This window comes from Streptomyces sp. NPDC004667 (genome assembly GCF_040609475.1).
Lineage (GTDB): Bacteria > Actinomycetota > Actinomycetes > Streptomycetales > Streptomycetaceae > Streptomyces.
Genome location: NZ_JBEXKC010000043.1, coordinates 43,983 through 69,188, shown reverse-complemented (window position 1 = coordinate 69,188; position 25,206 = coordinate 43,983). Strand labels below are relative to the sequence as shown.

Here is a 25,206-nt window from a genome sequence, read left to right as displayed (position 1 = left end):
CTTTGGCATTCCGTGGCGGGACGGGCTGTCAAGGGTGGCCGAAGGCCATCGCGAAGCGACGCGACCGAAGGGAGCGCCCTTGACAGCCCGGCCCGCCACGGAAGGACAGTGAGACTGACGGGAAACCCCCAGCCCTTCTCTGATCCGGGTCAGGTCGAGTCCCGCCGCCCCCCGACCCCGACCGACCAGCCCCCCGCCCCTACGCCAGGATCAAGCCTTTTCCGGTGCCGTCAGGTCGATCAGGCGGCAGACCGTTTCGATGTCGATCTTGACCTGGGCGATCGAGGCGCGGCCCGAGAGCCAGGTGATCAGGGCCGAGTGCCAGGTGTGTTCGATGACGCGGACCGCCGAGAGCTGTTCCGCCGTCGGCGGGGCCTCCAGGCCCATCGCGTCCAGGATGATGGCCGTGGTCAGCCGGGAGACCGTGTCGACCTCGGGGCTCACGCTGCGGTCGGCGAAGGTCAGGGCGCGGACCATGGCGTCCGCCAGGTGGGGTTCGCGCTGGAGGGCGCGGAAGGCGCGCATGAGGGTCTCCGCCACCCGCGCCGCCGGATCGTCGGATGCCGGGGGGCGTTTGCGCAGTGTCGTGTGCATGTGCTGGAGCTGGTCCTGCATGGTGGCCACCAGGAGGTGCACCTTGGAGGGGAAGTACCGGTACAGCGTGCCGAGGGCGACGCTGGACAGTTCCGCGACCTCGCGCATCTGCACGGCGTCGAAGCCGCCCCGGCTCGCCAGTTGCGCGCTGGCGTGCAGGATGCGGCGGCGGCGGGCCTCCTGGCGCTCGGTCAGGGGAGGGGACGCCGGCGTGGTCGCCGATGTGGTCGCCGCTGCCGCGACCGCCTTCGCTTCCGCTGTCATGTGTCCCGTTCCTGGCGTTCCGTGTCGTTGCGGGGGAGCTGATTCCGGGAGGGTCCGGGGCCAGCATCTCAGGCGTCCGAGCCGTGGCGCGAATCACCTGCTCCGCCTCTTACGGTGTGGTTTCCGGCCGGTAGATTCAATGGTCTTCGACGGATCAAGTCTGAAACTTGTTCTACATTATCCGAGCGGTTACGCTCCGGCGAAAGTGCAGGGAGAAGGGGGCCGAGAGTGACCGCAGAGGCCATGGTGACAAGCCCTTTCGCGGGTTCCGCCACCGACGGCGACCGCCCGTTGCGCATCGCACTCCTCACCTATAAGGGGAACCCGTTCTGCGGCGGCCAGGGCGTCTACGTCCGCCACCTCTCGCGCGAGCTCGTCAAGCTGGGCCACTCCGTCGAGGTGATCGGCTCGCAGCCCTACCCGGTGCTCGACACCGGCGCCACGCTCACCGAGCTCCCGAGCCTGGACCTGTACCGCAGCCCCGATCCCTTCCGCACCCCGAAGTACGACGAGTACCGGGACTGGATCGACGCGCTGGAGGTCGCCACCATGTGGACCGGCGGCTTCCCCGAGCCGCTGACCTTCTCGCTCCGCGCCCGCCGCCACCTGCGCGCCCGCCGGGCCGAGTTCGACGTCATCCACGACAACCAGACCCTCGGCTACGGCCTGTTGGGGGACATCGGCGCGCCCCTGGTGACGACCGTCCACCACCCCATCACCGTCGACCGCAAGCTCGACCTCGCCGCCGCCAAGGACCGCAAGAAGCGTCTCTCCGTGCGCCGTTGGTACGCCTTCACGCACATGCAGGGCCGCGTCGCCCGCCGGCTGCCCTCCGTGCTGACCGTCTCCGGCTCCTCCCGGCAGGAGATCGCCGAGCACCTCGGCGTGCGCGACGACCGCATCCACGTCGTGCACATCGGCGCCGACACCGACCTCTGGTCGCCGGACGCCTCCGTCGCGGAGGTGCCCGGACGGATCGTCACCACCTCCAGCGCCGACGTCCCGCTCAAGGGTCTCGTCCACCTCGTCGAGGCGCTCGCCAAGCTCCGCACCGAGCGCCCCGACGCCCACGTCGTCGTCGTCGGCAAGCGCGCCGAGAGCGGCCCGGTCGCCCGCGCGATCGAGAAGTACGACCTCCAGGACGCGGTCCGGTTCGTCAAGGGCATCACCGACGCCGAGCTCGTCGACCTCGTGCGCAGCGCCCAGGTCGCCTGCGTGCCCTCCCTCTACGAAGGCTTCTCGCTCCCGGCGGCCGAGGCCATGGCCACCGGCACGCCCCTGGTGGCGACCACCGGCGGGGCCATTCCCGAGGTGGCGGGTCCGGACGGCGAGACCTGTCTGGCCGTGCCGCCCGGTGACGCGGGGGCGCTGTCCGCCGCGCTGGGCCGGCTGCTGGGCGACGCGGACCTGCGCGCCCGCCTCGGAGCCGCCGGGCGGGATCGGGTCCTGGCCCGGTTCACCTGGGCCAAGGCCGCCGAGGGCACGGTCCGGCACTACAGAGCCGCGATCGAGCAGGCCGCGGCCGTCCGCGCCGGCCGCGCGGCGCGGTGACCTGCCGCCCCCACCGCTTCCCCGCCCATCCGCACCACCTCTCACCCCCGCGACCGCGAAGGCAGGACCCCGTGCTGACCGTCGATTTCTCCCGGTTCCCGCTCGCCGCAGGCGACCGCGTACTGGACCTGGGCTGCGGCGCAGGCCGGCACGCCTTCGAGTGCTACCGGCGCGGCGCCCAGGTGGTCGCCGTCGACCGCAACGGCGAGGAGATCCGCGAGGTCGCCAAGTGGTTCGCCGCCATGAAGGAGGCCGGTGAGGCCCCGGCCGGGGCCACCGCCACCGCCATGGAGGGCGACGCCCTCGCGCTGCCCTTCCCCGACGATTCCTTCGACGTCGTCATCATCTCCGAGGTGATGGAGCACATCCCCGACGACAAGGGCGTCCTCGCCGAGATGGTGCGCGTGCTCAAGCCGGGTGGCCGCATCGCCATCACCGTGCCCCGTTACGGGCCGGAGAAGATCTGCTGGGCGCTGTCCGACGCCTACCACGAGGTCGAGGGCGGCCACATCCGCATCTACAAGGCGGACGAGCTGCTCGGCAAGATGAGGGCCGCCGGCCTCAAGCCGTACGGCACCCACCACGCGCACGGCCTGCACTCCCCGTACTGGTGGCTCAAGTGCGCCTTCGGCGTGGACAACGACAAGGCGCTCCCGGTCAAGGCGTACCACAAGCTGCTGGTCTGGGACATCATGAAGAAGCCCCTGGCGACCCGCCTCGCGGAGCAGGCGCTCAACCCGGTCATAGGCAAGAGCTTCGTGGCGTACGCGACCAAGCCGCACCTCCCCGTGGGCGCGGCGCAGTGACCTCCCCCGGCCGCACCGTGCCCGAGGTGCCCGAACACCTGGTCCTCGACGGGGTCCTGACGGCCGAGGAGGCCGCCGCCACCGTCGCCGGGATCCTCGCGGCGCAGCGCGCCGACGGGGCGATACCGTGGTTCCGGGGCCACCACCTCGACCCGTGGGACCACACCGAGGCCGCGATGGCCCTGGACGTGGCGGGCGAGCACGAGGCCGCGGAACGCGCGTACGACTGGCTGGTGCGCCACCAGAACGAGGACGGCTCCTGGTACGCCGCCTACGCGGACCGCCCCGAGGGGGTGGACACCGACGCCCCGCAGGACGCGAGCCGCGAGTCCAACTTCGTCGCGTACATAGCCGTCGGCGTGTGGCACCACTACCTCGCCACCGGCGACGACCCCTTCCTGGACCGGATGTGGCCGGCGGTCTACGCGGCCGTCGAGTTCGTCCTGGGCCTCCAGCAGCCGGGCGGCGAGATCGGCTGGAAGCGGGAGTCCGACGGCGGGGCCGTCACCGACGCCCTGCTCACCGGCTCCTCCTCCATCCACCAGGCCCTGCGCTGTGCCCTGGCGATCGCCGACCACCGCGGTGACCCGCAGCCCGACTGGGAGCTGGCGACGGGCGCGCTCGCGCACGCGGTGCGCCACCATCCGGAGCGGTTCCTGGACAAGTCGCACTACTCGATGGACTGGTACTACCCGGTGCTCGGCGGCGCGCTGTCGGGTGCGGGGGCGAAGGCGCGGATCGAGGAGCGCTGGGAGGAGTTCGTCGTCCCGGACCTGGGGGTGCGGTGCGTGCTGCCGAACCCGTGGGTGACGGGCGGGGAGTCCTGCGAGCTGGCGCTGACGCTCTGGGTGATGGGCGAGTCGGACCGGGCGCTGGAGATCCTGCGCTCGATCGGGCACCTGCGCGACGGGAACGGCATGTACTGGACTGGCTACGTCTTCGACGACCGGGCGGTGTGGCCGGTGGAGCAGACGACCTGGACGGCGGGCTCGCTGCTGCTCGCGGTGGCGGCGCTGGGCGGGGACGAGGCCACGGGAGAGGTGTTCGGGGGCCTCGCGCTGCCGCGCGGCCTGGAACCGGACTGCTGCCGCTGAGCGCCGCCGGTCCGGGGCCCCTCCCGGTCCGGGCCCGGCGCGGCGGAGGGAGGGGCGGAGGGCGGGGCGGAGGGAGGGGCGGCCGTACCCGAACGGGCCGCCCGAGTGGTGCGGCGGCCGGGGCGGGGTGAGGCTGCGGGGGACACCTCAGTCCCCGGAGGCAACCGTGCGCGTACCCACGACCGTCCGATTCCGCCGAGCCGTCACCGCGGTGGTCCTGTCCACCGCGCTGCTGGCCGGTGCCACCGCGTGCGGCGGTGGTGGCGGCAGCGACCAGGGTCGGGGGGAGGAGATCTCCTCGGCCGCCGCCACGGAGCTGGCCGTCCTGGTGGCCGCCGAGCCGGAGGCGGCCGAGCAGGACGAACTGGCCGCGGCGACGCCCTCGCCCAGTACCTCGGCCGAGCGGCAGAAGTTCGCGAAGACCCGCTTCGTGGCCAATGCGGGGCTCGCGGCCGGCGCGACGTACCAGTGGATCATCAAGCCGTACCAGGCGGGCAAGTTCAAGAAGGGCGCGAAGGGCCGTACGTTCGCGCTGATCAAGGCGGGTCTGGCCGGTGCCTTCGCCTACAACCGGCTCAAGGCGGCGTCCGAGAACGCCAAGGGCGACCCGCTGCTGTCGAAGGCGATGATCCCGCTGACGGCGGGCATCGAGTCCCTGAAGGGCCTCGCGGGCAAGCTCCGCAAGGGTCAGGCGGGCGATGCGGACATCAGCTCCTTCCAGGACGTCATCAACGGAGTGAAGTCGGCGGGCCAGGGCGCGGGAGCCACGGTGACCGACAAGGTCCCGAGCCTCTCGCAGCTGGGCGGATAGCCGCGCCGCAGGCGACCGGGCACCCGCCCACCGGACTCCGGTGGGCGGGTTCCGGCCGTTGTGGCCTGTTTCAATGGCCGGTGTGATCGAGTTCCTGTTGTTCGGCCTCGTGGCCGCCGCCGCGGGCCTGCTCCTGCGCCGCAAGCACCGCCGGCGGCAGGCGGCCGGCCCGCCCGCCGGGATCCCCTGCATGGCCCGCCGCCCCGCGGGCGAGGGCCGCTGGCGGCCCGGCCGGGTGTACGCGGACGGGGTGGGCCCCCGCTGGGAGCCCGCCCGGGGCCCGGCCGTCCCGCTGGCCGGCGCCCGCGCCGACGCCGTCCGGGCGCCTTCCGTACGGGAGGGGCTCTCCATCAACCCCGGATCGCGGATCGTGGCCTGCGCCGCCGCGGACGGCGGCCCGGACGTGGAGATCGCGGTGATGGCGCTGGACCTGCGCGAACTGCTGGACGCGCTGCCGCGGTAGGGGTCAGTTGAGGACGACGGTGTGCGAGGGCACGTAGTGGCCGCAGCGGGTGGCCTTCGTGAAGTCGCCGGTGGTCCAGGGGTTGGCCTTGACGTGTTCGAGCACGGCCTGGCCCGTGTCCTGGCCGAAGACGCCGTCGATCTGCAGTTCGCGGGTGGCCCAGGTGAAGTTGGAGAGCTTCTGGAGCTTCCTGACGCCGAGCTCGGTCTGGGGGCCGAACTTGCCGTCCTCCAGGAGGTGCAGGTTGGTGTAGGCGTTCACGAAGAACTGGACGCAGCGGACCGACTGGCTGGGGTTGGGGTAGCCGTAGCCGACGTTGGGGATGCCGGGGTCGGCGACGGCCGTGGTCGTGCCGAGCCCCGTGACGGCGGCCGCGGCCAGGGCGACCAGCGAGCGTCGGAGGATGGGGGTGTGCCGCATTGCAACCTCTTTACGTGTTCATGTAAACCGAAGCGGCGCGATCCTATCGGTCTGGCCTGAACTCTACTGACCGGCACGCCGGTTGGCCGCTCGCCCCCGGGTGCCGCCCTAGGTGTTCAGCTCCGCCAGCACCCGCAGGGTGTGCGGGTCGGGGGCGGTCACCAGGAGGTCGGTGACGGGTCCCGCGCGCCACAGCTCCAGCCGTTCCGCGATCCGTTCGCGCGGCCCGACCAGTGAGATCTCGTCGGCGAAGGCGTCCGGGACGGCGAGCACCGCCTCCTCGCGCCGCCCCGCGAGGAACAGCTCCTGGATGCGGTGGGCCTCCTCCTCGTAGCCCATCCGCGCCATCAGGTCGGCGTGGAAGTTGCGGGCCGCGTGGCCCATGCCCCCGATGTAGAAGCCGAGCATCGCCTTGACGGGGAGCAGCCCGGCGGCGACGTCCTCGCAGACCGCGGCACGGGCCATCGGGGCGATCATGAACCCCTCGGGCAGGCCGGCCAGTGAGGCCAGGTAGACGTCGGTGCGGGTGGGCGACCAGTACAGGGGCAGCCAGCCGTCCGCGATCCGGGTGGTCTGGGCGATGTTCTTCGGCCCCTCCGCCCCCAGCAGCAGCGGCAGGTCCGCGCGCAGCGGGTGGGTGATGGGCTTGAGGGGTTTGCCGAGGCCGGTGCCGTCCTCGCCGCGGTACGGGTGGCGGTGGAAGCGGCCGTCGAGGGCGACGGGGGCCTCGCGGCGCAGCACCTGCCGGACGACGTCGACGTACTCCCGGGTCGCGGTGAGCGGGCTCGCGGGGAAGGGGCGCCCGTACCAGCCCTCCACCACCTGCGGTCCGGACAGGCCCAGGCCCAGCATCATCCGGCCGCCGGAGAGGTGGTCGAGGGTGAGGGCGTGCATGGCGGTGGCGGTGGGGGTGCGGGCGGCCATCTGGGCGATCGCGGTGCCGAGGCGGATCCGCGAGGTGTGCGCGGCGATCCAGGTGAGGGTGGTGAAGGCGTCGGAGCCCCAGGCCTCGGCGGTCCACACCGAGTCGTAGCCGAGGCGTTCCGCCTCGGTGGCGAGGTCGAGGTGGGCCGGGCTGGGCCCGCGGCCCCAGTAGCCGAGTGCGAGTCCGAGGCGCATGGGGGTCCCCTCCGAGAAGCCGTCGCCCATATCTGACGCTGCGTCAGGTGACTGTAGGGCACGCGGCTCCCTCCGGGAAGCCCGAAGGCCCCCCGCCCGTGGGGGCGGGGGGCCTTCGGCGCGGGGGGTCAGCCCCGCTGGATGTTCGAGGTGTCGTTCAGGACGCCGCGGCGGCCGTCCTGGGTCTGGGCGATCAGGGACGACGGGCCCCGCTGGTCGACGGCCAGGTACCAGGTGCCCGGCGCGAGCTCCGCGATCGGGGCGGGGGAGCCGTCCTCGCCGAAGAGGGGACGGGCCTCCGGCACCGCGAACCAGAACGGCGCGAACGCCGCCGCGGCCGGCTGCGGCTGTGACTGCTGCGGCGGCTGCTGACCCGCGTCCTGCGGGCCGGGCGCGGGCGCCGCGGGGCCGCCGCCGTAGGGCGGGACGGGCTGCGGGGTGGAACCGTACGGGCTCTGCTGCTGCGGGCCGCCCGGGTAGCCGTACCCGCTGCCCGGCTGCTGCGCATGGCCGCCGTAGGGCGCGGGGGCGACGGGTCCGGGCTCCGGGAGGAGCGGCCCCGCCAGCGCGGGGACCTTCGAACCGGCGACGGACACGCCCGCCAGGGCCAGCGTCGCCAGGAAGGCCAGGATGCAGCCGGCCCCCAGGTCGAGGCGGGTCGGGGTGACGATCAGCGACCACAGGGCGTTCCAGACGGCCGCCACCGCCAGCACCGTGCCCCAGGCCGTCAGCGGCAGCCCGCCCAGCTTGCGGCCCTCGGGCTGGAAGCGCGCGCCGATCAGCAGGCCCGCGGCGATGAAACCGGTCAGGAAGACCGTCGGGAGGACCAGCCCGTAGGAGTCCGTGTCCCACGCGCTCGGCATGTCCACGTTGGTGGCGGAGTAGAAGTCGAGGAACGAGGCGATGAACAGCAGCACCGCTGCTCCGATCACCACGCCGTCGCCTCGTGTGAGGGAGCGGATGTTCACGTCTCTGATGTCCTTCTCGGTCTCGGTCGTCTCGTGGCGCCGCGGTCGCGTGGGCGGACCGGGCTGAGCGGGGGCGGCGCCACCATCGTACGGAGTCTCCCGCGGCCGAGAGGATCGGGGCGGAGGGACGCCCCGTCAGGGGCTCCCCCCTGGGGCTACCCCCCGAGGAATCCGACGATGCCGTCCGCGATGCCCTGTGCCGCCTTCTGCCGCCACTCCGGACTCGTCAGCTGCGCCGCGTCCTTGCTGTCACGCATGTTGCCGCATTCGATGAACACCTTGGGCCGGGTCGACAGATTGAGACCGCCCAGATCGTCGCGGACGACCAATCCGGTGCCGGAGCCCAGGTAGTTGGCGGGGGCCGAGCCGGTGGCCCGGGAGAAGTTGCTGCCGATGCGCTCGCCCAGCTGCCGGGAGGGTCCGACGATCGCGGCCGTGTCGGCGCCGCCCGCCTTGACCTTGGCCGGGAGGATGACGTGGTAGCCGCGGTTGCCCGCGGAGACCCCGTCCGCGTGGACGGACACGACGGCGTCGGCGCGGGCCTCGTTGCCGATCCGGGCGCGCTCGTCGATGCAGGGACCCCAGGGGCGGGCGGTGCCGGCCTCGTGGGTGAGCACCACCTTCAGCCCGCGGCCCTCCAGGATGGTGCGCAGCCGCCGGGACACGTCCATGCTGAACTCGGCTTCCATATAACCCGAGTTGGTGGTGGTGCCGGTGGTGTCGCATTCCTTGCGGTTGGTGCCGATGTCCACCTGACGGTCGATCTCGTCGGTGTGCTGGAAGTTCCCGGTGTTGTGTCCGGGGTCGATCACGACGGTCTTGCCCGTGAGGGGCCCCTTGGCCGGAGCGGGCGCCGCCGCCGGGCCGGAGGCCGACGCCGAGGCGGACGCGGACGCGCCCGCCCCCGCCTTCGCGCCCGGGGAGGCGCTGGACTTCGCGTCGGCCGCCGCCGCGTGCGAGGCCGGGTGCGGGGCGGGGTCGGGCCGCTGCCCGTCCGTCCCCGTCAGGGCATGGGTCAGGACCCAGCCCGCGAGGACGGTCGGGGCGAGCACCGCGACCGCCACCGCGAGGGTGGAGCGGCGCGCGTACCAGCGCCGGTCGGGGCTGATGGAGTCGCGGGACTCGGGGGCCGGGGAGCTGTCGTCGTAGCGCACCTCGCGATGCTAGAACGCCCGACCGGCACCCGTACGGACCGTGCTCCATCCGGGGGCGTGGTGCGATCAGTCTTTTGTATGCCGGGACGGGGTCAGATGCCGGCCCCGGTGCGGCGCAGGACGCGCAGGGAGTCCGTGACGGACACCTCCTCGAAGGCCCCCGAGGCCAGGGCGCGCAGGTAGATCCGGTACGGGGCCTGCCCGCCGTCGGCCGGGTCGGGGAACACGTCGTGGATCACCAGGGTCCCGCCCACCGCCAGGTGCGGGACCCAGCCCTCGTAGTCGCCGGTCGCGTGCTCGTCGGTGTGGCCGCCGTCGATGAACACGAACCCGAGCGGACCGCCCCAGGCCGCCGCCACCTGCGGCGAGCGGCCCACCAGGGCGATGACGTGCTCCTCCAGCCCCGCCCGGTGCAGGGTGCGGCGGAAGGTCGGGAGGGTGTCCATCAGACCGACCTCCGCGTCCACCACCGTCGGGTCGTGGTACTCCCAGCCCGGCTGCTGCTCCTCGCTGCCCCGGTGGTGGTCCACGGTCAGCGCGGGCACGCCCGCCTCGCGCGCGGCGTCGGCCAGCAGGATCGTCGAGCGCCCGCAGTACGTGCCGACCTCCAGCAGCGGCAGCCCGAGCCCGGCCGCCTCGGTGGCCGCCGCGTACAGCGCGAGGCCCTCGCCCACGGGCATGAACCCCTTGGCGGCCTCGAAGGCGGCCAGGGTCTGCGGCTTGGGGGTGGCCATGTCGTTCCTCCTGCTGAGCTGCGTGTGGATGCCGGGCCATGCTGCCTTACCAGCGGGTAGGGCGCTACGGGCGGGGGCCGCCGACCCTGCGCGGGAGGGCTCGGTGGCTCCGGTGGCGGGGCCGCCTCAGCCGCCCGGCCGCCTCAGCGGCCGAAGAGCCGGGACAGGCCGCCGCCCAGGTCCGAGAACCGGTCCTCGCGCAGCGCCCGCCGGAGGTCGTCGCGGGTCTCCGTCACCTCGCGGGTCAACCAGTGGGTGTTGCCGGCCGTCAGGTGGAGCCGGTGCAGCAGCGCCTTCAGGTGGGGGAGCGCACGCCCCGGCTCCCCCGCCTCCCCGACACTGCGCAGCACCCGGTACGCCGTCTCCGCGTCGCCCCGCTCCGCCATCGCCGCGAGGTCGGGGTACAGCCGCAGGTACAGGGGCGCGGCGGTGACGAAGTCGCCGAGCAGCCAGGCGTCGTGCGCCAGCCGCCGCCGTACGTCGAGCAGCACCGGGCTGTCGGCGGGCAGCCGCCGCTCCAGGTCGGGCAGGAGCGGCGCCAGCCAGCCGCGCTCGGCGTGCGCCTGCGCGGCGGTCTCGGAGCCCCACCGTCCGTCGCGGGCCGCGTCACCGCGCTGGAGCGCCCCGGCCAGGTGGTAGCGGGCGGACAGCGTGACGGGGTCGTCGGCGCCCAGCACCCGGCCCGCCTGCTCGATGATCTCGCGCAGCTCGGCCTCGTGGCGGCGGCCGTCGCCCGGCCCGTAGGCCGCGGCCTCGCCGACGTGCGCGGCCCGCGCCGCGATGGTGTCGGGATGCTCCAGGCCGAGGACCCGCACCATGCGCGGCAGGATGCGCTCCAGGTCGGTGGGGGAGTGCCCGCGTACGGTCATGGCCCGGTGGCAGGAGGCCCGCACCGTCAGCGCGTCCTGCGCGCCCAGCTCCTCGGTCAGGTCGGCGACCAGCATGTCCAGCCGGACGACCCGGTCGGCCGGGGCGTCGTCGAGCACCTGCGCCAGCCGCCGTTCGAACATCGACCGGACGGGGTCCCCGGCGGCCGTGTGCACGGTCGGGGAGTACGAGGGCGGGGGCGGGAAGGACGTGAGGGGGACGGCCGGGACGGCGCCCCGGGCGATCTCCGCGAGCCTGCCGCTCACCTCCCGGGCGTCGGCCGGCCGCTCGTGCGGATCCTTCGCGAGCAGGGCCAGTACCAGGGCGTCCAGCGCGGCGGGGATCCCCTCGCGCAGCGAACCGGGCGCGGGCGGCGCGGTCGTCAGGTGGTGCGCGAGCAGCTCGTGCATCTCGTGGGCCGGGAACGGCCGTCGGCCGGTCAGCAGCTCCGTCAGCACGCAGCCGAGGGCGTACAGATCGGCCCGCCCGTCGACGGGGACCCCGTTCGCACCGCCCGTCCAGCGTTCCGGAGCCATGTAGGGGAAGGAACCGATGATCATCCCGGTGGCCGTCAGCTCGGTCCCGGGGGCGCCCGAGGACTTGGCGATCCCCAAGTCGAGGACCTTGACCACGCCGCTCTCGGTGACCATCACATTGGCCGGCTTGACGTCCCGGTGGACGATCCCGGCGTCATGGGCCGCCCCGAGCGCGTCCGCGATCCGCGCGGCCCACTCCAGGGCGTCCGACAGGTCCGGCACCCCGCCCTCCAGGACCTCGGCGAGGCTGCGGCCCTGGAGCAGCTCCATCACGAGGAACACGGCCTCGCGCCCGGCCCGTTCGGTACGGCCGAAGTCGTGGACGGTGGCGATGTGGGGGTGCGCCAGGTTCCCGGCGAGGCTCGCCTCGCGCTCGAACCGGCGCGTCTCCTCCGGGGTCTGCGGATATCCGATCTTCACCGCGACCCAGCGGCCCACCCGGGAGTCCTTGGCCCGCCAGACCTCACCGAAGCCGCCCCGGCCGAGCAACTCGTCGAGTTCGTAACGCCCTTCGATGATCTCCCGCACGCCCCTCGGCCCCCGTCGCCCCTTGATCGTCCACTCGCAGGGGCATTATCTCCGGGCGGGGCGAGGTCACCCGTCGCACTCGAACCACACCGTCTTCCCGGCCTGCCGGGGCAGCACGCCCCAGCGGTCGGTGACCGCCTGCACCAGGCGCAGCCCCCGCCCGCCCTCGTCGAGGGGATCGCCGCCCGGTGCGACGCGCGGGGCCGCGGGGCAGGTGTCGGTGACCTCCACCCGCAGCCCGCCGGGCCTGCGCTGGATCAGCACCGAGCAGCCCCGGTCGGGCACGTGCCGCACGACGTTGGCGACCAGCTCCGTCAGCGCGAGCTCGGCGTCTTCGGCCACCGTGTCGAGGCCCCAGCGGACGAGGAACCACCGCAGGATCCGGCGCATGTGCCCGGCGGAATGCTCACTGACGGTGAAGCCCATGCGGTAGGTACCGCCAATTTCCGTGCTGGGGTACCCGGTTGCGTGATTCATGCCATCAGGTTGAGGGCGTGTGCTTACGCTCGGCTACGGATGGAAAACAACACTGCACAAGTGAAGTTGGGAGTGTCCGACCGTGGTCAACATTCGGGACCTCGACCCCAGCGCTTCGCCGCTGGACTTCTACGGATCCGAACTCCGCCGCGTCCGCGAGGCCGCGAGCCTGAAGCAGTATGAGCTGGGGAAACTCATTTACTGCACGGCCTCACTGATCGGGCAGATCGAGACCGCCCGCAGGGTGCCGACCCGAGACTTCTCGGAGCGAGTGGACGCGGCCCTCGGTACGGGTGGATTCTTCTCCCGGCTGGTGGGTCTGGTCCTGCGGGTCCAGCTCCCCGTGCCGGTCTCGGCCTACGCGGAGATGGAGTCCCGGGCTACCTACATCTCCACCTTCCAGGTGCATCTGATCAGTGGGCTGCTGCAAACCCCGGGGTATGCCCGAGCGGTGCTGGCCGCACGGACCTTGGTGGACCTCGACGCCAAACTGGAGGCCCGGCTGGAACGTCGGCAGATCCTGGAGCGTGAAGACGCCCCGCTCACGTGGGTGGTTATGGGCGAGGCCGCGCTTCATCAGGAGATCGGCGGCCGGGAGGTCATGGGGAACCAACTTGCCCACTTGTTGTCTCTGAGGAGCCGAGAGTGGCTACGGGTACAGATCCTGCCCTTCGAAGCGGGTGCACACACCGGATTCGCTGGCGCATTCACGATCCTGCGGTTCGAAGACGATCAGGACGTCCTCTACACCGAGGACTTTCTTCAGGGGTACGTGACGGCCAATCCGCAATCAGTCAGGGAGAGTTACGTCCGCTACGATCAACTTCAGGCTGCCGCACTCTCTGTGGAGGACTCGGCGGCACGGATCGCCCGTGTCATGGAGGAGCGTTATGGACACCGTCCAGGGCTTGACGGGCGCGCGGTGGCGTAAATCCTCGTACAGCGGCACCACCGGCGGAGACTGCGTAGAAGTCGCCGCCCAGCCCGCCCTAGTCGCCGTCCGGGACTCCAAGAACCCCGACGGCCCCGTCTTCACCGTCAGCCCCGCCGCCTTCGCGGCGTTCGTGCGCGGGCTCTGAGGGGTCGGCCTGGGCGCATGGAGGTTCTCGGGGCCGACGGGCCGACGCACGTGGGGCCGTTCCGGGTCCTCGCGGTGCTCGGGCGGGGCGGGATGGGTCGGGTGCTGCTGGCCGTGGGGCCCGACGGGCAGCTCGCGGCCGTCAAGCAGGTGCACGCCGAGCTCGCCCGGGACGAAGGGTTCCGGGCCCGCTTCCGGCGGGAGGTCGAGGCCTCCGGAAAGGTCTCCGGGGCGTACACCGCCCCGGTGATCGACGCGGACCCGGAAGCGGAGACGCCCTGGCTGGCCTCCCGCTTCGTCGCCGGGCCCGCCCTCAGCCGGGCCCTGGACGTCGGCGGGCCGCTGCCGGAGCCCGCGGTGCGGCGGCTGGCGGCCGGGCTGGCGCACGCGCTGGCCGACGTGCACGGGGCCGGGCTGATCCACCGCGACCTCAAACCGTCGAACGTACTGCTCGCCGAGGACGGCGTCCGGGTCATCGACTTCGGCATCGTGCGGGCCGTCGGGGACCAGACCCGCATCACGCACACCGGCATGCTGATCGGCTCGCCCTCGTTCATGTCGCCGGAGCAGGCCCTGGGACAGGAACTCACCCCGGCCAGCGACGTGTTCTCGCTCGGCGCCACCCTCTTCGCGGCCTGCACCGGGAGGGTGCCGTTCGGCGACGGGGGCGCGATGGCCAAGGTGCTGCTCGACGTCGTTCAGGCGGAGCCCGACCTGGAGGGGGTGCCGGCGGGCCTGCGCGGGGTCGTGGAGCGGTGCCTCGCCAAGGACCCCGCCGCGCGGCCCGCGCCGTGGGAACTGCTCGACCTGGTCGGGCGGATCGAGCCGGCCGGGGCGGCCTGGCCCGAGCCGGTGCCGCGGCTGATCGCCGAGCAGCGGGCGGAGGTGGACCGGCTGGTGTCCGTAGCGCCTCCCGCGCCGGATCCCGGCCCACCGGTCGAGCCGCCGCCCGTCGAGCCGCCGCCGCCCGCGCCACGGCGCCGCTGGAACCCGTACCTGGTCGCGGCGGCCGTCGCGGTCGTCGTGGCCGCCGCCACCGGACTGACCGCCACCGGGCGGCACTTCGTCTGGCTCGCGTACACCTCCACCGTGCCGGAGAGCGTGCCGACCCCCGGCGGGACCCCCCTCTCCCAGGTGGCCGACAAGTACCGGCCGCAGCGGCAGACCTGCGAGCAGCTCGCGTCCGGGATGACCGTGCCGGCCGTGTTCGGGAAGCCGACGGGCCAGGGCCTGGCCGAGCACAACGGTGGTTGGGCGGGCACGGACAACGTCTGTGTCTGGCGGACCGGTGGCGGTGACGAGGTCTTCGTCTCCTGGAACGTCTTCGTCACCCGGCCCGGCGGCAAGACCGGCGCCGAGCGGGCGAAGGGCGAGTACGAGAACGGCTACCGGCGCGGCGAGACCAGACGCGACGGCTCCCTCGGCTTCGCCGAGGAGGGCCTGTGGCAGCAGAAGGGGAGGGGGGACGGCGAGAACTGCGTCCTGACCGCGCGGGACGTCAACCAGACGGTGTTCGTGTCGGTGAGCGGGGTCAACTATCCCCCGGGCCGGTGTGAGGCCCTCACCAGGAAGTTCGGGAAGAACGCCATGGAGGCGGTGCCCCGGTGATGGGCCCGCCCGGCCTCGGCGCCCCCGGCGGGCCGGGCCCGTGCCCTCGTCCGGGCCCACCTCCGACGGGGCCGGTGCTGCCGCCCTGTCGGGGTGTGCTCTTTCCCGCGGACCGGGGTTCGCCCGCGGCTCCCGGCGGGGTCAACCGCCATCGGTCCGCCACGACCCCGGATGACCCGCGGGCGCCTCTGGTGGAGGCGCCCGATCAGTGGTCGGCGTCGGGGAGCGGTCCGGCCTTGGTGACGGCGCCGGTCCAGTGGTCGGGTAGGTCGGCGGGCTGCCAGGAGACCTCCAGTTCCCGGTGGGTCAGCTCCTCGGCCCGGCGGTGGAGCGCGCTCTGTGCCGTCCCGGGCCCGGACGTGGGTGCGGGGTGATCGAGGTGGCCGTCGGCGATGTCGTAGGGCGCCTCGAAGTACACGGCGTACCGCCACCGCTCCGGCGTGCGGTACAGGACGAGCGTCTTCGGGGTCCCGATCCTGCGCCAGTACGGCGGCCTCGTGTTGTCCATGGGGGAAGTCTCCGGACGGCCGGGCTAGCTGTCGTCGCCGCCGTTGTTCCCGCCCCCGCCGAGCCGGCGGCGCCGCTTCGCGGAGCGGCGCAGCAGCTCGCCCGCGCCCAGGGTCACGGCCGCCACGGCGCGGACCCAGCCCGGGCCGCCCCGCTGGGCCCACACCACGCAGGCACAGCCGCCGAGGGCGAGCGCCAGTACGACGAGAAGTACCAGTACGGTCATGTTCCCCACCTCGCGTTCCTGTCCTTCCCCGGATTCTGTCAGGCCGGGATCCCGCCCCTCGGCCGCCCTTGCCTTCATGTTGCAATCAACCACCTCTATCCTGTGGCGGGTTCGACCGGCCGGACGGCCGGGTCGGGCGACCACAGGGGATCACCGGGGGGCGGTCGGGATGAGCGGTGCGTTAAGCGACGACGACAACGTCGACGGGGGCGTCAGGCCGCTCGCGGCCGGGGACCCGAGCCGGATCGGGCCGTACCTGCTGCTCGGGCGGCTCGGCGCCGGGGGCATGGGGCGGGTGTACCTGGCCCGGTCCGAGGGCGGGCGTACGGTCGCGGTGAAGGTGGTGCACGAGGAACACGTCTCGAACGAGTCGTTCCGGGCCCGCTTCCGCCGGGAGATCGACGCGGCCCGGCGGGTCGGCGAGCGGTACACCGCGCCCGTCCTGGAGGCGGACCCGGACGCGGAGCGGCCCTGGGTGGCCACGGGATACGTTCCCGGGCTCTCGCTGGAGCAGATCGTGCGCCGGTACGGGCCGCTGCCCGCGGACTCCGTGCACGCCCTCGCGGACGGGCTGCTGCGGGCGCTGGAGGACATCCACTCGGCGGGGATCGTGCACCGCGACCTCAAGCCGTCGAACGTGATGCTGACCGTCGAGGGCACCCGGGTCATCGACTTCGGGATCTCGCGGGCCCTGGAGACCTCCGTCGAGTCGCTGCTCACCAGCACCGGCATGGTGGTCGGCTCGCCCGGGTTCATGTCGCCCGAGCAGGTCCGCGGGCAGCGGGCCGGGGCCAAGAGCGACGTCTTCACCCTGGGCTGCGTGCTCGTGTACGCGGCCACGGGCAAGCTGCCCTTCGGGCACGGGGCCAGCAACCAGCACGCCGTGATGTTCCAGATCGTGGAGGGCGAGCCCGCGCTGGAGGCGGTCGAGGACGAGGCGCTGCGCGCCTTCATCGGGCGCTGCCTGGTCAAGGACGTGGACGAGCGGCCCGGGGTGGCCGAGCTGCTGGCGGACCCGGAGCGGGTCCGTCCGGCGAAGCGGGCCGGGGCGTGGCTGCCGCCCAAGGTGGTGGCGCGGCTCGCGCAGCAGGCGGCGCAGCTGCTGGACGCGGAGGTGGCGCCGCCGGCGAGGGAGGAGGCCGTGCCCACCGACCGGGTGACGGTCGACCTGCGGAAGAAGGACGCGGCCGACGGGCCCCCGGTGGTGCCGGTGGTGCCGGTGGTGGCTCCGGTGGCCGGGGGCACGGCTCCCGAGGGGGAGCGGCGGCGGGCGCGGCGGCGGTGGACGGTCGCGGTGCCGGTCGTCCTCGTGGTCACGGTGGGCGGCGGCACGGTGGCGCTGATCCAGCCCTTCGGCAGTGACGGTGGGGGCGCCGCGAAGGCGTCGCCGCCGGCCGCGAGCGCTCCCGTGGATCCCGGCGCGGTGGCCGGGTCCCCGCCGGGGGTGAGCGGGTCGCCGACGCCGGGTGCGTCGGGGTCCGCGGGGCCCTCCGTCCCGGGGCAGCCGCCGGGGCAGTCGCCGGGGCAGGCCGGCGGTGCCGTGCCGGGCGGGGCCGTGCCCGGCGGGGCGCAGGGCGGCGCCGCGCAGGGTGGTGCGGCGCAGGGCGGCGCGGCCGCCGGGGGTGGGGGTGCGCAGGGCGGTGGTGCGGGGAACCCGGGCGGCGGCGCGGGGAGTCCGGGCGGGGCCGGTGGCACGGGCACCGATCCGACCAAGGGTTCCGGTGCGGCGGCCGGCGGCGCCGCCGCGGGTGGTGCCCAGGGCGGGGCCTCGGGCACGCAGCCGGGCGGCTCCGGGTCGCCGGGCGGCGGGGGCTCCTCCGACAACGGGCCGGTGCCCGCGTACTTCGTGGGGTCCTGGCGCTACGGGGCCGACTTCAACATCGGCCAGCCGGACACGGTGATCGTGGCCAAGTCCGGGGCGGTGCGGATGATCGCCGACACCCAGTTGGGGCACTGCGAGTACACGGCTCGGGTGTCCTCGGCGGGCAACGGCGGCGCCCGGATCAACATCAGCACGGCGACGGTGGACCAGGGCCGGTCGAACAACCAGTTCTGCGGAAACCTGGACCCGTCCTTCTTCACCCGCAGCGACCCGAGCGGCATCCAGCACAACGTGGGCCCGGCCCACGGGGACGGCTACTACTACGGCCGCTCCTGACCTACGGGCCGGGCGCTGCCCCCCTGCCCGTAGGTCAGGAGAAGATGACGGAGCGGAAGTGGAGCCGCTCCCCGAGCCTCTTGCCGGGCGCCATCGTGTAGTAGACGTCCCCGTCGCAGTCCTTGTCGAGGAAGACGGTCGCCGTGGAGTTGGTGAGGTTGTGGGGGGAGTGGGCGTCCGAGTCGGCGAGGAGTTCGGGGACGTTGATGCACTCCCCCGACACCGGGTCGAGGAGGGCTCCGGGGACGGTGACGCCGAGCTGGTTCACGTAGCGGTAGCTGAACTCGCCCAGGGCGGCGGAGGCCGAGCCGGGGACGGCGACGATGAGGGCGAGGGCGCCGAGGGCGGCCGTCAGGGTGGTGCGAATGCGCACGGGAACAACCCACTTCCACTGCCTGGAACGTCGGACGGTCGCACCGTAGTGAGGACCGGACGAGGAGAAACGATCATGCGCGCCGGACGCAGAGTGCGATCACCTCTTCGGCCCCGTGGACGGAGGCATGCCGCCGGGAGTCCCGCGCGGCGCCCGGAACGTGAGAACACGTTTCATTTCTGACCTTCCGTCAGAATGGAACGTGTTCTACTCTGCCGCGCATGGGCATCGGAATCACACGGGAACAACGGGAGTTGGCCGACGCGATGCGCGGCTGGGTGGCGCGCGCCGTGCCGCCCGAGGAAGTGCGCAAGCTGCTCGACACCGCCCCGCGGACCGGGGAGCGGCCCGGCTACTGGGACGGGCTCGTCGCATCCGGACTGCACGCCCCGCACCTGGAGGGCGGCACCCTCCTCGACCTCGCCGTCGTGATCGAGGAGGCCGCGCGCGGGGCGCTGCCCGGGCCGTTCCTGCCGAGCGCGCTGGCGTCCGTACTCCTGGGGCGGGCCGGGGCCGAGCCCCTGGAGGGGCGGGTCGGGGCCGTGGCGCTGGGGCCCGGCACGCTGACCGCGGTGGCCGTCGGGGGCGGCGGGTACCTGCTCGACGGGACCGCGCCCCCGGTGCTCGGGGCGGGCGAGGCCGACCTGGTGGTGCTGGCCGCCGAGGCCGCGCACGGCACCCTGTGGTTCGCGGTGGACGCCGCCGCGCTGGACGTCCGCACCCACGAGAGCGCCGACCCGACCAGGCCCACCGCCGAGGTGCGGGCGCGCGGGGTCGCCGTACCGCCCGGGCGGCTGCTGGCGCTGGACGCGGCCCTGGTGCGGGACGCGGCCTGCGCGCTCTTCGCCGCCGACGCCTGCGGCACCGCCGCATGGGCGGTGCACACCGCCGCCGAATACGCCAAGGTGCGCGAGCAGTTCGGGCGGCCCATCGGGCAGTTCCAGGGGATCAAGCACCTGTGCGCCGACATGCTGGTGCGCCTGGAGCAGGCCCGCGCGCTGGCCTGGGACGCGGCCCGGGCTCTGGACCAGGCACTGGACGAGGACCCCGACGTACGCTCGCTCGCCGCGGCGCTGGCCGCCGGGACGGCCCTGGACGCGGCCTACTCCTGCGCCAAGGACTGCATCCAGGTGCTCGGCGGGATCGGCTTCACCTGGGAGCACGACGCCCACGTCTACCTGCGCCGTGCGCTGGTCGCCCGCCAGCTCCTCGGCTCCGGCGACGGCCACCGGGTGCGGGCCGTGCGGCTCGCGGCCGACGGCGCACGGCGCGAACTGCGCCTGGAACTCCCGGCGGAGGCCGAGGCCCACCGGGAGCGGGCCCGCACCGCCATCGCGGCCGCGCGCGGCCTCGACCCGGCCGCCGCCCGCCGGATCCTGGCCCCCACCGGCTACGCGGCCCCCTACCTGCCCCCGCCCTACGGGCTCGGGGCGGGCCCGGTCGAGCAGCTCGTCGTCCAGCAGGAGCTGAAGGAGGCCGGGGTCAGGCTCGCCGACCTCGGGATCGCCACCTGGGTGGTGCCCTCGCTGCTGGCCTACGGGACGCCCGAGCAGCGCGAGCGGTACCTGCTGCCGACCCTGCGCGGGGACGTCACCTGGTGCCAGCTCTTCTCCGAGCCGGGCGCCGGCTCCGACCTCGCCTCGCTGCGGACGAAGGCGGAGCGGGGCGAGGACGGCACCTGGAAGGTCAACGGACAGAAGGTGTGGACGAGTTCCGCGCACAGCGCCGACTTCGGGATCCTGCTCGCCCGGACCGACCCGCGGGCGCCCAAGCACAAGGGGCTCGGGTACTTCGTCGTCGACATGAAGCGGGCGCGCGGGATCGACGTGCGCCCGCTCAGGGAGATCACCGGCGAGGCCCTCTTCAACGAGGTGTACTTCGACGACGTAGAGCTGCCCGCCGACGCGCTGGTCGGCGCGGCCGACGGCGGCTGGAAGGTCGCCCGCAACACCCTCGGCAACGAACGCGTCCACATGGCCGACCAGATGACCTTCGACACCGGCCTCGAAGCCCTCATCGCCCGCTCCGCCGACCTCGACGGCGCGGGCCGGGCCCGGATCGGCGCCCTGGCCGCCGAGGCGCACGCCCTCGCCTGCATCGGCCTGCGCACCACCCTCCAGCAGGTGTCCGGGCTGGAGCCCGGCGCGGGCGCGTCCGTACGCAAACTCGTCCAGACCCCCCACCAGCAGCGGACCGCCGAGCTCGCGCTCGAACTGCTGGGCCCGGCGGGCGCGGTGCGGGAGGGGGCGGGGGAGCGGGCCGTTCACGGCATGCTCATGTCCCGCTGCCTGACCATCGCCGGGGGCACCACACAGGTCCAGCTCAACGTCGTCGCCGAGCGCATCCTCGGCCTCCCGCGGGACTGAAGGGGAAGGGAAGGCACCAGATGAAGGCCTACATCGTCGGCGTCGGCATGACGAAGTTCGAGAAGCCGGAATCGCGCGACTGGCAGTACTGGGACATGGTGCGGGAGGCCGGTGCGGCGGCGCTGGCCGACGCGGGCGTGGACTACGGGCTCGTCGAGCAGGTGCCCGTCGGCTACTGCTTCCAGGCCTCCACCGCGGGCCAGCGGGCCGCGTACGAACTGGGCCTGACCGGGGTGCCCGTCTACAACGTCAACAACAACTGCGCCACCGGCTCCACGGCCCTGATGATGGCCCGGCAGTTCGTGCAGGGCGGGATCAGCGACTGCGTCCTCGCGCTCGGCTTCGAGAAGATGAAGCGCGGAGCGCTGGGCGGCGGCGCCGACGGCGGCGACTTCAAGACGAGCCCGGTCGCCCGGCACTACGGGATCATGGCCGCCGGGCACGGCTTCGAGATGTCCCCGCCCACCGCGCAGATCTTCGGGAACGCCGCCCGCGAGCACATGGAGCGCTACGGGACCACGGCCGCGCAGCTCGCGGCGGTGGGCGCCAAGAACCACCGGCACTCCGCCAACAACCCGAACGCCCAGTTCCAGGACGTGTACACGGTGGAGGAGATCCTCGCCGCGAAGACCATCCACGATCCGCTGACCAAACTCCAGTGCTCGCCCACCTCGGACGGCGCGGCGGCCGCCCTGGTCGTCTCGGAGCGGTTCGTCGTCCGGCACGGGCTGCACGACAGGGCGGTGGAGATCGTCGCCCAGGCCATGACCACCGACACCGCGGACAGCTTCGGCGGCTCCTGCATCGACGTCGTCGGCAAGCCCATGACGGCCGCCGCCGCCCGGCAGGTCTACGAGGCCTCCGGTCTCGGCATCGAGGACGTCGACGTCATCGAGCTGCACGACTGCTTCTCCGTCAACGAACTCCTCACCTACGAGGCGCTCGGCATGTGCGCCGACGGGGCCTCCGGCGCGCTCGTCGAGAGCGGCGCCACCACCTACGGCGGCCGCTGGGTCGTCAACCCGTCGGGCGGCCTGATCTCCAAGGGCCACCCGCTGGGCGCCACGGGCCTCGCGCAGGCCGCCGAGCTGGTCTGGCAGCTGCGCGGCGAGGCCGGGCCACGGCAGGTCCCCGGAGCCGGGGTCGGGCTGGCGCACAACATCGGGCTGGGCGGCGCGGCGGTGGTCACCCTGCTGCGCCGCTGACGGGTCCGCAACGGCCGTCCGCAACGGCCCCGCCCGTGCCCGTGCCCGCCCCGGCGAGCGGCCGGGGCGGGCTGGGCGGCCCGCCGGGGCGGCGTGTCAGACGTGCGCCAGGGCCGGCATCAGGCGCAGCGCGTTCTCCCGGTTCACGGCCCGGCGCAGCGCCGGGGTGAACGCCGGGTCGGCGGCCAGCGCCGGCACCGCGACGTCCGTGACCACGGCGGCGGGGCAGGCCGGCCAGTCGCTGCCGAAGAGGATCCGGTCCGGGGACACCGTGGCCAGCAGGGTGCCCGCCGGGGACAGCGGGCCGGCGGTGTCGTAGTAGAAGCGGTGCAGGTGGTCCCGTACGGCGGCGGGTTCCACCGGCGGGTCGAAGGAGTGCGCGAAGGCCTCCAGCCGGGCCGCGATGTGCGGGAGGAAGCCGCCGCCGTGCGGCAGGATCACCGACAGGTTCGGGAAGCGGTCCAGCGTCCGGTTGCGGATCATGTTCGCGGCGGCGCGGGTGGTGTCGAGGAGGAAGTCGCACAGGAAGTTCGGCAGCCCCGGCACGGTCGGCGCGCCGGGCGGGCCGCCGGGCACGCCGCCGGGCAGGTTGTGCGGGTGGGTGTCGACGACCGCCGACCGCTCGTCGAGCTCGGCGAAGATCCCGTCGTAGGAGGGGTCGCCGAGGTAGACGCCGGCGTGGTTGGCGGTCACGTTCACCCCGACCGCGCCCAGCTCGTCCAGGCCGTACCGCAGCGCCCACGAGGACACCTCCGGGTCCTCCAGGAACAGCGGGGTGTGGAAGACGAACCGCCCCGGATGCGCCTCGACGGCCTCCACCGCCGCCCGCAGGGTCACCGTCGTCGCCTCGCGCAGCTGCGCGGAGTTCTCGTAGCGGGCGTACATCATCGGCTTGAGGACGGCGGTGGCGATTCCCGCCCGGTCCATCAGCTCCAGCGCGGTCTCCGCGTCCCAGCGCGCCCACAGGGCCATCGCCTTCGGGTTCACCAGCCCGCGCCGCTCCGCCCACTCGCGCCAGGCGGGCGGGCAGAAGTGGTGGTGGACGTCGATCACGGCCCGGCTGCCGTCGTCCTCACCGCCCGCCAAAGCCGCCGCCGGGGCCGCCGCGTCCGGCCGTGCCGTTCCGCCGGCGGTGATACCGATCGCTCCGTATTCCGGCATGCGCGCATTCCCTTTCATCGGTTTCATCGGGTTCAACGGGTCCATCGGGCGCGAAAAGGGGATCACGGCACACCCTAGGGCGGGCCCCGGCCGCTTTCCGCCGGACATTCACCGGAAGGGGCTTTAGGCTCCGAACGGGTCAATGCGGTTTCGTCCACGACGCGCCCGGGGAAAGGAGCCGACTGTCCGTTCCGGGAAAAGCGAAAGGTTTCTGCGCGTGACGACTGAACCGACCGCGGCGGTGAACGACGGCCTCGCGCTGGGCGATGCGGTGAAGGCGGCGACCCTGAGTACGCCGGAATACCGGCAGTGCCCCCATCCGGTCTACAAGGTGCTGCGCGAACAGGCCCCCGTCGCCCGGCTCACCCCCCGCCACGGCGTGGACACGTACCTCATCACCCGCTACGAGGAGGCCCACGCGGCCCTCGCCGATCCGCGCATCGGCAAGGACATGCACGAGGCCATCGACCTCTACCACGCGCTCTTCGGGGACGCCTGCGAGACGCTCGACGACAACCTCCTCTTCGCGGACCCGCCCCGGCACACCCGGCTGCGCCACATCGCGAAGACCGCGTTCACCCCGCGCCACGTCAAGGACCTGCGCCCGCACATCGAGGAGCTCGCCAACGAGCTCCTGGACCGGTGCCCGACGGACGAGCCCGTCGACCTGATGAAGGAATTCGCGCTGCCGCTGCCCGTCATGGTCATCTGCGAGCTGCTCGGCATCGTCGGGGCCGAGCGCACCGAGGTCCTGAAGTGGTTCTCGGTCGTGACGCGCTCCCGGTTCAGCAAGGACATGAAGGAAGACCTCGTCGAGGCCGAGCACTGGCTGCGGGACTACTTCACCGAGCACATCCGGCGCACCCGCGCGAATCCCACGGACGACTTCCTGACGGTCCTCGTGCAGACGCGGCACGAGGAAGAACCGCTGACCGACGACGAACTCGTCTCGATGATCTGGGTGCTGCTCTTCGCCGGGCACAAGACGACCACCCTGCAGATCGGCAATTCCGTCTTCAACCTGCTCACCCACCCCGAACAGCTGAGGGCGCTGCAGGAGGACCGCGAACTCCTGCCGCAGGCCATCGAGGAACTCCTCCGCTACGAAGGCTCCGTGGAAACCTCCACCTTCCGGTATGCGCTGGAGGACGTGGAAATCGGCGGAACGCTCATTCCGCAGGGCGCGATCGTGCAGATCGCCCTGACCGCCGCCAATCGCGACCCGGAGAAGTTCCCCGAGCCGGACACCCTGGACATCACCCGCGAACACCTCCAGCGCGAACACCTCGGCTTCGGCTTCGGCCCCCACTTCTGCCTGGGCGCCCCGCTGGCCCGGCTGGAGCTGGAGATCTGCCTCACCGCGCTGCTCGACCGCTTCCCCGACATGGTCCTGGCGCTGCCGGACTCCGACGCCGGGGACTGGCTCAAGGGGCCGTTCCCGGCCTTCCGGGGACTGGAGAAGCTGCCCGTGGCGCTGGACCCCTCGCGGACGGTCGACGACTGGACCGCCCCGGCGCGGTAGGAACGCCCCTCCGCTCGGAGTCCTCCGTACGAAGCCCCCGTACGGAGCCCCGTACGAAGCCCTCCGCGCTGCCGGCGGAGGGCTTCCGCGCGCCCGGCTGCTACGGGCCCGCGAGGGCCGGGTCCACCACCGTCTCGCCCGTGGCCGCGCGGCGCATGCACTCCGCCAGGTCCGCGACCGGCCCGTCCCGCAGGACCAGCCCCGCGGCGCCCGCCGCGAGGGCCGCTTCCCGCAGTCCGGGATGGGCCGAGCCGGTGGCGACCAGGACCCGGCACTCCGGATCGTCCTCCAGCAGGGCCGTCACCGAGGCGAGGTCCTCCACCAGCGCCACCGCCGGCCGGGCCGTCGCGGAGGTGACCACCTCGATGTCCGGCTGGAGGCCCAGATGGACCGCGAGGGCCGGGTTGGGCGGGTCGAGCAGGACGCGCAGGGAGCGGGCGGGCCGGTGCGTCACGGGCATTTCGTCCACCGGCGCAGCGTAACGCCCCCCACCTGGGACAGGGGGCAACACGCCACCCCACCACCTGATCTGACGTGAAGTCAGGAGTCTTCCCAAGTGATCGGGCGTGCGTTATACATTCCTTCAGCCGACGCTAGAACGCGTTCTAGAACGGTT

At 73.3% G+C, this 25,206-nt stretch carries 25 protein-coding genes; 12 read left to right on the top strand and 13 right to left on the bottom strand.

What is annotated here, in order from left to right; all coding sequences use genetic code 11:
- Positions 1-210: 210 nt before the first annotated feature.
- The gene (locus ABZW32_RS23480) at positions 211-858 is read right to left on the bottom strand and encodes a TetR family transcriptional regulator (RefSeq protein ID WP_356218786.1); all 648 of its coding nucleotides are present in this window, start codon (positions 856-858) and stop codon (positions 211-213) included.
- A 228-nt stretch (positions 859-1,086) separates the two neighbouring features.
- Here ABZW32_RS23480 and ABZW32_RS23475 point away from each other — a divergent pair, with 228 nt between their 5' ends.
- The 5 genes from ABZW32_RS23475 (at position 1,087) to ABZW32_RS23455 (ending at position 5,583) form a co-directional block, all read left to right on the top strand.
- The gene (locus ABZW32_RS23475) at positions 1,087-2,409 is read left to right on the top strand and encodes a glycosyltransferase family 4 protein (protein WP_356218783.1); all 1,323 of its coding nucleotides are present in this window, start codon (positions 1,087-1,089) and stop codon (positions 2,407-2,409) included.
- Positions 2,410-2,480: 71 nt separating this feature from the next.
- Positions 2,481-3,215 carry a class I SAM-dependent methyltransferase gene (locus tag ABZW32_RS23470; RefSeq protein WP_356218780.1) on the top strand — a complete coding sequence of 245 codons (735 nt, stop codon included), beginning with the start codon at positions 2,481-2,483 and terminating at the stop codon, positions 3,213-3,215.
- The gene (locus ABZW32_RS23465) at positions 3,212-4,309 is read left to right on the top strand and encodes a prenyltransferase/squalene oxidase repeat-containing protein (protein WP_356218777.1); all 1,098 of its coding nucleotides are present in this window, start codon (positions 3,212-3,214) and stop codon (positions 4,307-4,309) included. Before ABZW32_RS23470 ends, ABZW32_RS23465 begins: the two co-directional genes overlap by 4 nt.
- A gap of 166 nt (positions 4,310-4,475) precedes the next feature.
- Positions 4,476-5,120 carry a hypothetical protein gene (locus tag ABZW32_RS23460; protein WP_356218774.1) on the top strand — a complete coding sequence of 215 codons (645 nt, stop codon included), beginning with the start codon at positions 4,476-4,478 and terminating at the stop codon, positions 5,118-5,120.
- Between the two features lie 82 nt (positions 5,121-5,202).
- A complete protein-coding gene (locus ABZW32_RS23455) occupies positions 5,203-5,583 on the top strand; it encodes a hypothetical protein (RefSeq protein ID WP_356218771.1) in 381 nt (126 codons plus the stop codon).
- Positions 5,584-5,586: 3 nt separating this feature from the next.
- Here ABZW32_RS23455 and ABZW32_RS23450 read toward each other — a convergent pair whose 3' ends face one another.
- The 7 genes from ABZW32_RS23450 to ABZW32_RS23420 form a co-directional block, all read right to left on the bottom strand.
- Positions 5,587-6,003, bottom strand: coding sequence for a hypothetical protein (locus ABZW32_RS23450; RefSeq protein WP_356218768.1), 417 nt, complete (start codon positions 6,001-6,003; stop codon positions 5,587-5,589).
- A 108-nt stretch (positions 6,004-6,111) separates the two neighbouring features.
- Positions 6,112-7,122 carry an LLM class F420-dependent oxidoreductase gene (locus ABZW32_RS23445; protein WP_356218765.1) on the bottom strand — a complete coding sequence of 337 codons (1,011 nt, stop codon included), beginning with the start codon at positions 7,120-7,122 and terminating at the stop codon, positions 6,112-6,114.
- Between the two features lie 128 nt (positions 7,123-7,250).
- Entirely contained in the window at positions 7,251-8,090 is an 840-nt protein-coding gene (locus tag ABZW32_RS23440; protein ID WP_356218762.1) for a hypothetical protein, read from the bottom strand.
- Between the two features lie 155 nt (positions 8,091-8,245).
- The gene (locus ABZW32_RS23435) at positions 8,246-9,199 is read right to left on the bottom strand and encodes an N-acetylmuramoyl-L-alanine amidase (protein ID WP_356218801.1); all 954 of its coding nucleotides are present in this window, start codon (positions 9,197-9,199) and stop codon (positions 8,246-8,248) included.
- Positions 9,200-9,336: 137 nt separating this feature from the next.
- On the bottom strand, positions 9,337-9,978 hold the full coding sequence (locus ABZW32_RS23430) for a class I SAM-dependent methyltransferase (RefSeq protein WP_356218759.1): 642 nt from the start codon (positions 9,976-9,978) through the stop codon (positions 9,337-9,339).
- Between the two features lie 143 nt (positions 9,979-10,121).
- Positions 10,122-11,909: a serine/threonine-protein kinase gene (locus tag ABZW32_RS23425; RefSeq protein WP_356218757.1), complete on the bottom strand. Its 1,788-nt coding sequence runs from the start codon at positions 11,907-11,909 to the stop codon at positions 10,122-10,124.
- Between the two features lie 66 nt (positions 11,910-11,975).
- The gene (locus ABZW32_RS23420) at positions 11,976-12,386 is read right to left on the bottom strand and encodes an ATP-binding protein (protein WP_356218754.1); all 411 of its coding nucleotides are present in this window, start codon (positions 12,384-12,386) and stop codon (positions 11,976-11,978) included.
- Between the two features lie 82 nt (positions 12,387-12,468).
- Here ABZW32_RS23420 and ABZW32_RS23415 point away from each other — a divergent pair, with 82 nt between their 5' ends.
- The 3 genes from ABZW32_RS23415 to ABZW32_RS23405 are packed head-to-tail and all read left to right on the top strand — an operon-like array spanning position 12,469 to position 15,072.
- Positions 12,469-13,317: a helix-turn-helix transcriptional regulator gene (locus tag ABZW32_RS23415; protein ID WP_356218751.1), complete on the top strand. Its 849-nt coding sequence runs from the start codon at positions 12,469-12,471 to the stop codon at positions 13,315-13,317.
- Positions 13,277-13,465, top strand: coding sequence for a DUF397 domain-containing protein (locus tag ABZW32_RS23410; protein ID WP_356218748.1), 189 nt, complete (start codon positions 13,277-13,279; stop codon positions 13,463-13,465). Before ABZW32_RS23415 ends, ABZW32_RS23410 begins: the two co-directional genes overlap by 41 nt.
- A gap of 17 nt (positions 13,466-13,482) precedes the next feature.
- On the top strand, positions 13,483-15,072 hold the full coding sequence (locus ABZW32_RS23405) for a serine/threonine-protein kinase (RefSeq protein ID WP_356218745.1): 1,590 nt from the start codon (positions 13,483-13,485) through the stop codon (positions 15,070-15,072).
- 205 nt (positions 15,073-15,277) lie between these two features.
- Here ABZW32_RS23405 and ABZW32_RS23400 read toward each other — a convergent pair whose 3' ends face one another.
- Positions 15,278-15,580 carry a hypothetical protein gene (locus tag ABZW32_RS23400; RefSeq protein WP_356218742.1) on the bottom strand — a complete coding sequence of 101 codons (303 nt, stop codon included), beginning with the start codon at positions 15,578-15,580 and terminating at the stop codon, positions 15,278-15,280.
- Between the two features lie 24 nt (positions 15,581-15,604).
- Complete coding sequence (locus ABZW32_RS23395) at positions 15,605-15,814, bottom strand: hypothetical protein (protein WP_356218739.1); 210 nt, start codon at positions 15,812-15,814, stop codon at positions 15,605-15,607.
- Between the two features lie 160 nt (positions 15,815-15,974).
- Between ABZW32_RS23395 and ABZW32_RS23390 the strand changes: the two genes are divergently transcribed.
- Positions 15,975-17,963 carry a serine/threonine-protein kinase gene (locus ABZW32_RS23390; RefSeq protein WP_356218736.1) on the top strand — a complete coding sequence of 663 codons (1,989 nt, stop codon included), beginning with the start codon at positions 15,975-15,977 and terminating at the stop codon, positions 17,961-17,963.
- Between the two features lie 34 nt (positions 17,964-17,997).
- Here the strand turns inward: ABZW32_RS23390 and ABZW32_RS23385 are convergent, their stop codons facing one another.
- Positions 17,998-18,336, bottom strand: a complete 339-nt coding sequence (locus ABZW32_RS23385; RefSeq protein WP_356218733.1) for a hypothetical protein — start codon at positions 18,334-18,336, stop codon at positions 17,998-18,000.
- Positions 18,337-18,557: 221 nt separating this feature from the next.
- Here ABZW32_RS23385 and ABZW32_RS23380 point away from each other — a divergent pair, with 221 nt between their 5' ends.
- Positions 18,558-20,702: an acyl-CoA dehydrogenase family protein gene (locus ABZW32_RS23380; RefSeq protein ID WP_356218730.1), complete on the top strand. Its 2,145-nt coding sequence runs from the start codon at positions 18,558-18,560 to the stop codon at positions 20,700-20,702.
- A 20-nt stretch (positions 20,703-20,722) separates the two neighbouring features.
- The gene (locus tag ABZW32_RS23375; RefSeq protein ID WP_356218728.1) at positions 20,723-21,907 is read left to right on the top strand and encodes a lipid-transfer protein; all 1,185 of its coding nucleotides are present in this window, start codon (positions 20,723-20,725) and stop codon (positions 21,905-21,907) included.
- Between the two features lie 96 nt (positions 21,908-22,003).
- Here ABZW32_RS23375 and ABZW32_RS23370 read toward each other — a convergent pair whose 3' ends face one another.
- Positions 22,004-23,068: an amidohydrolase family protein gene (locus ABZW32_RS23370; protein ID WP_356218725.1), complete on the bottom strand. Its 1,065-nt coding sequence runs from the start codon at positions 23,066-23,068 to the stop codon at positions 22,004-22,006.
- 217 nt (positions 23,069-23,285) lie between these two features.
- On the opposite strand from ABZW32_RS23370, the gene ABZW32_RS23365 reads away from it, so the two are divergent.
- The gene (locus ABZW32_RS23365; protein WP_356218722.1) at positions 23,286-24,590 is read left to right on the top strand and encodes a cytochrome P450; all 1,305 of its coding nucleotides are present in this window, start codon (positions 23,286-23,288) and stop codon (positions 24,588-24,590) included.
- Positions 24,591-24,690: 100 nt separating this feature from the next.
- On the opposite strand, the gene ABZW32_RS23360 is transcribed toward ABZW32_RS23365, so the two are convergent.
- Positions 24,691-25,050 carry a DNA-binding response regulator gene (locus tag ABZW32_RS23360; RefSeq protein WP_356218798.1) on the bottom strand — a complete coding sequence of 120 codons (360 nt, stop codon included), beginning with the start codon at positions 25,048-25,050 and terminating at the stop codon, positions 24,691-24,693.
- Positions 25,051-25,206: the final 156 nt, after the last annotated feature.

Excerpts from the sequence above, each read along its gene's own strand:
- ABZW32_RS23400 (WP_356218742.1), bottom strand. The coding sequence starts at position 15,580 with ATGGACAACACGAGGCCGCCGTACTGGCGCAGGATCGGGACCCCGAAG.
- ABZW32_RS23380 (WP_356218730.1), top strand. The coding sequence starts at position 18,558 with ATGGGCATCGGAATCACACGGGAACAACGGGAGTTGGCCGACGCGATG.
- ABZW32_RS23375 (WP_356218728.1), top strand. The coding sequence starts at position 20,723 with ATGAAGGCCTACATCGTCGGCGTCGGCATGACGAAGTTCGAGAAGCCG.
- ABZW32_RS23405 (WP_356218745.1), top strand. The coding sequence starts at position 13,483 with ATGGAGGTTCTCGGGGCCGACGGGCCGACGCACGTGGGGCCGTTCCGG.
- ABZW32_RS23480 (WP_356218786.1), bottom strand. The coding sequence starts at position 858 with ATGACAGCGGAAGCGAAGGCGGTCGCGGCAGCGGCGACCACATCGGCG.
- ABZW32_RS23445 (WP_356218765.1), bottom strand. The coding sequence starts at position 7,122 with ATGCGCCTCGGACTCGCACTCGGCTACTGGGGCCGCGGGCCCAGCCCG.
- ABZW32_RS23370 (WP_356218725.1), bottom strand. The coding sequence starts at position 23,068 with ATGCCGGAATACGGAGCGATCGGTATCACCGCCGGCGGAACGGCACGG.
- ABZW32_RS23420 (WP_356218754.1), bottom strand. The coding sequence starts at position 12,386 with ATGAATCACGCAACCGGGTACCCCAGCACGGAAATTGGCGGTACCTAC.
- ABZW32_RS23360 (WP_356218798.1), bottom strand. The coding sequence starts at position 25,050 with ATGCCCGTGACGCACCGGCCCGCCCGCTCCCTGCGCGTCCTGCTCGAC.
- ABZW32_RS23430 (WP_356218759.1), bottom strand. The coding sequence starts at position 9,978 with ATGGCCACCCCCAAGCCGCAGACCCTGGCCGCCTTCGAGGCCGCCAAG.
- ABZW32_RS23410 (WP_356218748.1), top strand. The coding sequence starts at position 13,277 with ATGGACACCGTCCAGGGCTTGACGGGCGCGCGGTGGCGTAAATCCTCG.
- ABZW32_RS23450 (WP_356218768.1), bottom strand. The coding sequence starts at position 6,003 with ATGCGGCACACCCCCATCCTCCGACGCTCGCTGGTCGCCCTGGCCGCG.
- ABZW32_RS23390 (WP_356218736.1), top strand. The coding sequence starts at position 15,975 with ATGAGCGGTGCGTTAAGCGACGACGACAACGTCGACGGGGGCGTCAGG.